The following is a 5,959-nucleotide window of genomic DNA, read 5'->3' as shown; positions in this document are numbered from 1 at the left end:
CGCGCAGACAGTCGTGACGGGATTGCTGAGAGAGACGCCGCCCGCCGAGATCACGCATTTGGCCTGGAGACCCGCCGAGCCCTGAAGCTTGACGGCGTCGGAAGCAATGGAATTGGACATGACCGAGCAGCCGGTCAGCTTAACGCTGGTGCTGCCGGAAAACAGCATCGCCTGCGACGCGGACGGATCGAGCGCGAGCATGCAGGCACTCGAGGCATCGGTAATGACGGCCACCGCCCTCGCCTGTTCGGGAACCTTTTCCTGTGTGAAGATCAGGGTGAACATCCGGTCGAGCTTCTGGCTGACGATCACCTCGACCGCTTTTTTCGCCGTATTCGGTCCGGACGCCGGCGGCGTATTGACGACGATCGTGCCCGAGCCCAGCCCGTTCGACGCCGCGGACTGGGTCGCGGCCGCGACGATGGTCGGCTTGTCGGAACCCCAGATCTGTTCGAGCGCTCCGGCATAGGCGGCCGCATCGGCCGTCGCCTGCAATCTCAGGCTGTTGTAGTACCAATAGGAGGTCTCGACGCCGAAGCCCGCAGCGCCGACAACGACCGGCAAGGTGAGGGCAAAAATGGTGGCGACATTTGCGCCCGTGCTCCGGCGCAGGGCGTCCATTACAAGCCGAACACGGGTGAAGCTACTCAAGGCCATGGATTAAATTAGAAAGCACGCATAAATGAACGAATGGCTAAAAAGTTCGTTGCATTTTTGAGCAGTGGTCGATTGGCTTCAAAAAAGAAGTGTTTCGCTGGCTGACGAACGCGCAAGCGCGTCGATGTCTCAGAGTGCGCCGCCCCTCAAGGCCGGCGGGAAATTGCCGGATTCGCAGCCGAGACCGCGCGAACAACGACCGGGTCTCCGAAAAACACACCGGAGTAAACGTATCTACAAATCACTGATGCATGTATGGAGGATGGAGGTTCAGGATTTGCTTCAAGCAGAAAGAATTGGCATCGACTCTGCGACCTGGTCTGCCAACATCTCCCGCTGCACGGCCAGGAAAAACCTGCGCACTTCATCGCTGGCTGCCGTTCTGTCCCTGCCGGACCCGACGACGAGATCGAGCAACTCCGACGCCTTGGCTCTCCAGAACGAGGTGGCGGTCTCGCCATGCAGATTGCCGAGCTTGGCGGCAACCTCCCTGACCAAGAATACCTGACGGTCGATCGGGAATGCACTGACTTTTTCTGGGGACATCTTCCAAACCATGAGACTGACGCAACGAATCAACCATTGCCAACAAGCAAAGGCGTAGCCGGGAAGATGGAAACGGAAGCTTAACAGGGCCGGCCTTGGTGCGGTGCAGTCGTCGGACGAAACGCGCGCAGCGGCGCGCTCACGACATTGCCGCGTGCGTTCAAACACGATCGCCGGTGTTTTGCTCGGGCAACGAACAGGGCACAGCCCTCAGGCCTGGAGCGCCCTCGCCTCACCGCCGCGCTTGCGCGGCGTCATCATGTCCCTGGCCATCAGTCCACTGGCGCGGCAAAACGCCATGAACGCCCGGCAGGCATCCTCGGTCTTGACCACGTCCACCGTGGCGCCAAAGCAGGCGTTGAACGCTTTCTGATAGATCGGGCCCTGACGGCGCGCAGGCCAGTCCTGGAGAAAATCGAGCGCCTGTTCGACGCCATAGATTTCCTCGACTGGCAGACCGGGTCCAAGCGCTATGCGCACAGGCACCTCGAATTGCAGTCTATCCATTTCCTGTCTCCCGAACGGCATCGCCGAGGCAACGCCGTTCGTCGTCAAAAGTTGCTTTGACCGGCTTCTGGCCCAGAAATGTGTCGTCACTTGGGTCGCGGGCCGCCACGTCGCGCCAAACAAATCGCGCACCCGAGATCTGTCCTGGGTGACATATGCTCACTGGTTCGCCGGATCCGTCTCCGCGTCGAAGGCCATGCGACTGGCGGTGATCAGTACAAATACCGTCGGCACGGCGAAGATGCCGCCGAGAACAAGGGCCGCCATCGCCGACAGGCCGAGCGTCTCGGCAATCGCCCAATAGACGGTTCCGATGCAGATGAGCGCCTGGACGCAGAGGAACGCGGCAGCCGAGGCCGCGCGCGACAGGCTTTTGAAGGTCTTGATGCGTTGTTGCATTGAAAAAATCCGGAAATGACGCGCCGCGCGACCGCTGCGCGGCCGACAGCCGCCGCACGATCACGACGCGAACAGGAATAGCGATGAGGTGGGGGTACGGCCCTGGGCCGCTCAGGCCGTGATGGTCGGGGGTGCGCGCGGCTGGTTGGTGCTCGCCCCGGGAACCGAGGCGGCCCCATATCCCGAAACCATCGCTCTTTGCGATGGCCGTTCGGCCCAAAGAAAAACAGCGTCGGGGACCGGAAGCGCGGGGTGGCCGCCGGCGAACTTGACCAGGACCGGACGGCCGGCACGAACCTCCAGCGCTTGCGCCTTGCCGGTGACACGCAGCAGCGCCGCCACTTCGCCCGACCGCTCGACATCGACGCTGACACCGCTTGGCGCAGACCCCGCAAAGCCTGACGCCACCGGCAGGCCGAAGCACAGTATCGCCAGCAGCACCATGCCCATCAGGCATGAGCACGCTGCCGTCAGCGGCGCTTCAGGCCATCCGGTTTGCCTGGCCGCCGCGAAGGGACGCGATCTCGAAAACATCACCCGCCCTAACGCGCCATGGCCAGAAAGGGAAGCAAACCGGGCAAAAACCGGCAAGACATCGCCCATGCGAGGCAAATATCCGGAAGCGCGCGGCCGCATCAGACAGTTCTTCCTTGAACCTTTTGCCCTCAAGTGCCAAATCTGGGGAAATCTTCACGCTGGCTCTCCTGCAGAGCCCTACCCGCTACACGGACAAAATGGTCACCTATCTCGACGCTGCCACGGCCCCGCTCAGAAATACCGGCCAGATCCGCCTCTATGGCGAGGACGGCTTTGCCGGCATGCGCAAGGCATGCGATCTCACCGCACGCTGCCTCGACGAACTGGTGCCGATGGTCCAGCCCGGCGTCACCACCGAAGCAATAGACCGCTTCGTCTTCGAATTCGGCATGGACCACGGCGCGCTGCCGGCGACGCTCAACTATCGCGGCTACACAAAATCGTCCTGCACCTCGATCAACCATGTCGTCTGCCATGGCATTCCCGACAACAAGCCGCTCAAGGATGGCGACATCGTCAACATCGACGTCACCTACATCCTCGACGGCTGGCACGGCGATTCTTCGCGCATGTATCCGGTCGGCACGATCAAGCGCGCCGCCGAGCGGCTGCTCGAAGTCACGCATGAATGCCTGATGCGCGGCATTGCAGCGGTCAGGCCGGGCGCCCGCACCGGTGCCATCGGCGCCGCCATCCAGACCTTTGCCGAAGGCGAGCGCTGTTCGGTGGTGCGCGACTTCTGCGGCCACGGCGTCGGCCAGTTGTTCCATGACGCGCCGAACATCCTGCATTACGGCAGCGCCAATGAAGGCGTCGAGATGCGGCCAGGCATGATCTTCACCATCGAGCCGATGATCAATCTGGGCAGGCCGCATGTGAAGGTTCTGTCGGACGGCTGGACTGCGGTGACGCGCGACCGCTCGCTGTCGGCGCAGTACGAGCACACGATCGGCGTGACCGACACAGGGTGCGAGATTTTCACGCTGTCGCCCAAAAAGCTCGATCGCCCCGGCCTGCCGGCTTAGAGCGCGTCTGCCCGGCAGGAGGCCGTCTATGCCGACTGCACGCCAGCGGCATTCGGCAGATCGATGGTGACGACCAGTCCGCTGGGCTGGTTGTCCTCCAATTCGATCGTGCCGCCGTGGCCCTGGACGATGTCGGCAACGATCGACAGGCCCAGACCGAAGCCATGCTTCGATGCAATGCCGCGCGATGCATCTTCCTTGAAGAATGGTTCGAAAACACGGGCGCGTGCCGTCATCGGAATGCCCGGCCCGTCGTCCTTTACCGTGATGCGCGCCGCCGTGCCGGTCGCTGTCAAGGCGACCGTGACATTGCCAGCGAATTTGACCCCGTTGTCGCAAAGATTGGCGATCGCACGCGCCAATGCATTGGGCTTGCACCAGCCCAGGAGCCGGTCCGGCCCGGAATATGAGACAGGAAATCCGACATCGGAGAACTCGGCGCAGACGGTTTGCAGAACGCTGGCAATGTCGGCGAGCTGCAGCTTCTCCGTCGAAACATCGTTGCGCAGATAGGTCAGGGTCTCGTCGATCAAGATTTCGATGTGCTGGACATCGGACAGGATTGCGGTTCGGATGGGGCCATCATCCATACGCTCGGCGCGAAGCCGCAGCCGCGTCAACGGCGTGCGCAGATCATGACTGACACTGCGCAACATGCGCGTGCGGTTTTCGATCATCGTGCGGATGCGCGTCCTCATCCTGTTCAGGGCGCGCGCCAATCCCACCATTTCAATGGAGCCGTGTTCGACGAAGAGCTGGTCGCCATTCTCAATCTCGGCCGAACCGACTGCTGCCGAGATGCGCTTCAATGGATCCGTCACGGCCCAAACCGCAAACAGCCAGATCAGCACGGGCAAGGCGACGAAAGCCATGAACCTGTAGAACGAGGCACGGACGAGCCCCGATGTCAGCCAGGAATCGGGCATGCCAAAATGGGCCAGGACGTCCTGCTGGTCCAAGTCGATGACAAACGCGTATCGGCCGCCGATCCTTAGCCAGCGTCCATCAACCGTCCCCCTGTCGATACGCAAAAGCCATTCGACACTTCGCCATTGCAGATAGGACTGGGGAATGCCGGCTATCTGGTCCTTGGGCAATATCTCGAAATCAAAGCCGGCCCGCTTTGCTGTCGCCAGAATTGCGCCACGCGCCTCCGCCGGCGTTTCTTGCAACAAGGCAGCAACAACGCCTGCACGCCTTGCGTTATCTTCCGCGGCGGGAAGGTCGACGTTCTCTATGAAACTCTCAACGACCGAACCGACGAACATGATCACGATCACCGCGATGAAAATGATCGCCACAAACTGCCCACGCACGGACTGCGGCAGGAAACGGCGGAGGATATCACTCATGCTTCCTCCACCGTCGCGGTGAAGATATAGCCACCCAACCGAACGGTCCTCAAAAGCACCGGATCGCGCGCATCCTTTTCGATCTTCCTGCGGATTCGACTGATATGGACATCGACGCTACGCTCGATCGGCCCCGCGAGCCCGGCATGGGTTACGCCCAGAAGTTCCTCGCGAGAGAGAACCCGGCCCGCATTGCGACAAAAGGCAAGCAACAGGTCGAATTCATGCGTCGTGGTCGTAACCCGCGCATTGTTGGGGTCATGCAATTGCCGGCGTATTGGATCGAGGCGCCAGCCGTTGAAACGAAGCACCTTCGACCAGTCCCGCTCGTCTGGAGCATAGGCTGTGCGGCGCAGCAGCGCCCGTATCCTGGCCGTCAATTCGCGCGCGCTGAACGGTTTCGTCACATAGTCGTCGGCGCCGATTTCCAGCCCGAAGATGCGGTCGATTTCCTCACCGAGCGCGGTCAGCATCAGGATCGGAATGTTGGTTCCGGCCCGAAGACGGCGGCAGATGTTGAGACCGTTTTCGCCCGGCAGCATGACATCGAGCACGATGAGATCGAATTTCTGGTTGCGAAGCGCGGCGTTCATCTGGACGCCGCTCTCGGCAATTTCCACGATCATGCCGTTGTCGGTGAGCGTCTCGCCCAGCATGCGCGCGATCTCAAGATCGTCTTCGACAATGAGGATGCGCGAACCTTGCCTTGCCGACCTGGATTCGGCGCTCAAATCGCTTTGGTGCCGTTGCTGTGCCATTCCGGAGTTTGTCTAGCCTGCATTTGGTGCCTGGGTAGGCGTCAGAACCGATATCCGACGAGAAGCATCCCTGAAGGCTGGATCTTTTCGACGACAACAGGGCTGTCGGCAGCGTCACCCAAGAGAACACCGGCCCCCGCTTCGCCGCGCACCATCCAGCTCTCGTCGAGCATATATG

The 5,959-nt window shown here is 61.4% G+C and carries 9 protein-coding genes; 1 reads left to right on the top strand and 8 read right to left on the bottom strand.

Annotated elements, in window-relative coordinates:
* From EOB59_RS33255 to EOB59_RS33235, 5 genes are all read right to left on the bottom strand, one after another.
* Window positions 1-657, bottom strand: a 657-nt coding sequence (locus EOB59_RS33255) for a pilus assembly protein TadG-related protein (protein WP_245486865.1), incomplete at its 3' end; no start/stop codon positions are given.
* Between the two features lie 282 nt (window positions 658-939).
* Entirely contained in the window at window positions 940-1,371 is a 432-nt protein-coding gene (locus EOB59_RS37010; protein WP_245486864.1) for a DUF6074 family protein, read from the bottom strand.
* Between the two features lie 42 nt (window positions 1,372-1,413).
* Window positions 1,414-1,710, bottom strand: a complete 297-nt coding sequence (locus EOB59_RS33245) for a DUF982 domain-containing protein (RefSeq protein WP_128290197.1) — start codon at window positions 1,708-1,710, stop codon at window positions 1,414-1,416.
* 159 nt (window positions 1,711-1,869) lie between these two features.
* Complete coding sequence (locus EOB59_RS33240) at window positions 1,870-2,109, bottom strand: hypothetical protein (protein ID WP_128290196.1); 240 nt, start codon at window positions 2,107-2,109, stop codon at window positions 1,870-1,872.
* A gap of 111 nt (window positions 2,110-2,220) precedes the next feature.
* Entirely contained in the window at window positions 2,221-2,643 is a 423-nt protein-coding gene (locus EOB59_RS33235; RefSeq protein WP_128290195.1) for a hypothetical protein, read from the bottom strand.
* A gap of 200 nt (window positions 2,644-2,843) precedes the next feature.
* Between EOB59_RS33235 and map the strand changes: the two genes are divergently transcribed.
* Window positions 2,844-3,671, top strand: a complete 828-nt coding sequence (gene map, locus EOB59_RS33230; protein ID WP_013532002.1) for a type I methionyl aminopeptidase — start codon at window positions 2,844-2,846, stop codon at window positions 3,669-3,671.
* Window positions 3,672-3,697: 26 nt separating this feature from the next.
* On the opposite strand, the gene EOB59_RS33225 is transcribed toward map, so the two are convergent.
* The 3 genes from EOB59_RS33225 to EOB59_RS33215 form a co-directional block, all read right to left on the bottom strand.
* A complete protein-coding gene (locus EOB59_RS33225; protein WP_128290194.1) occupies window positions 3,698-5,023 on the bottom strand; it encodes a HAMP domain-containing sensor histidine kinase in 1,326 nt (441 codons plus the stop codon).
* A complete protein-coding gene (locus EOB59_RS33220; protein ID WP_032900681.1) occupies window positions 5,020-5,781 on the bottom strand; it encodes a response regulator transcription factor in 762 nt (253 codons plus the stop codon). The genes EOB59_RS33225 and EOB59_RS33220 overlap by 4 nt, the downstream gene beginning before the upstream one ends.
* A gap of 41 nt (window positions 5,782-5,822) precedes the next feature.
* A partial coding sequence (locus EOB59_RS33215; RefSeq protein WP_206622096.1) for a MipA/OmpV family protein occupies window positions 5,823-5,959 on the bottom strand: 137 nt, incomplete at its 5' end.

The organism is Mesorhizobium sp. M7A.F.Ca.MR.176.00.0.0 (genome assembly GCF_004023165.1).
Taxonomy (GTDB): domain Bacteria; phylum Pseudomonadota; class Alphaproteobacteria; order Rhizobiales; family Rhizobiaceae; genus Mesorhizobium.
Note: the sequence above shows the minus strand (reverse complement) of the source record. Positions and strands in the feature narration are given on the sequence as shown.

Coding starts and splice junctions, on each gene's coding strand:
- EOB59_RS33245 (WP_128290197.1), bottom strand. CDS start 1,710: ATGGATAGACTGCAATTCGAGGTGCCTGTGCGCATAGCGCTTGGACCC.
- EOB59_RS33240 (WP_128290196.1), bottom strand. CDS start 2,109: ATGCAACAACGCATCAAGACCTTCAAAAGCCTGTCGCGCGCGGCCTCG.
- EOB59_RS33235 (WP_128290195.1), bottom strand. CDS start 2,643: ATGTTTTCGAGATCGCGTCCCTTCGCGGCGGCCAGGCAAACCGGATGG.
- map (WP_013532002.1), top strand. CDS start 2,844: ATGGTCACCTATCTCGACGCTGCCACGGCCCCGCTCAGAAATACCGGC.
- EOB59_RS33225 (WP_128290194.1), bottom strand. CDS start 5,023: ATGAGTGATATCCTCCGCCGTTTCCTGCCGCAGTCCGTGCGTGGGCAG.
- EOB59_RS33220 (WP_032900681.1), bottom strand. CDS start 5,781: ATGGCACAGCAACGGCACCAAAGCGATTTGAGCGCCGAATCCAGGTCG.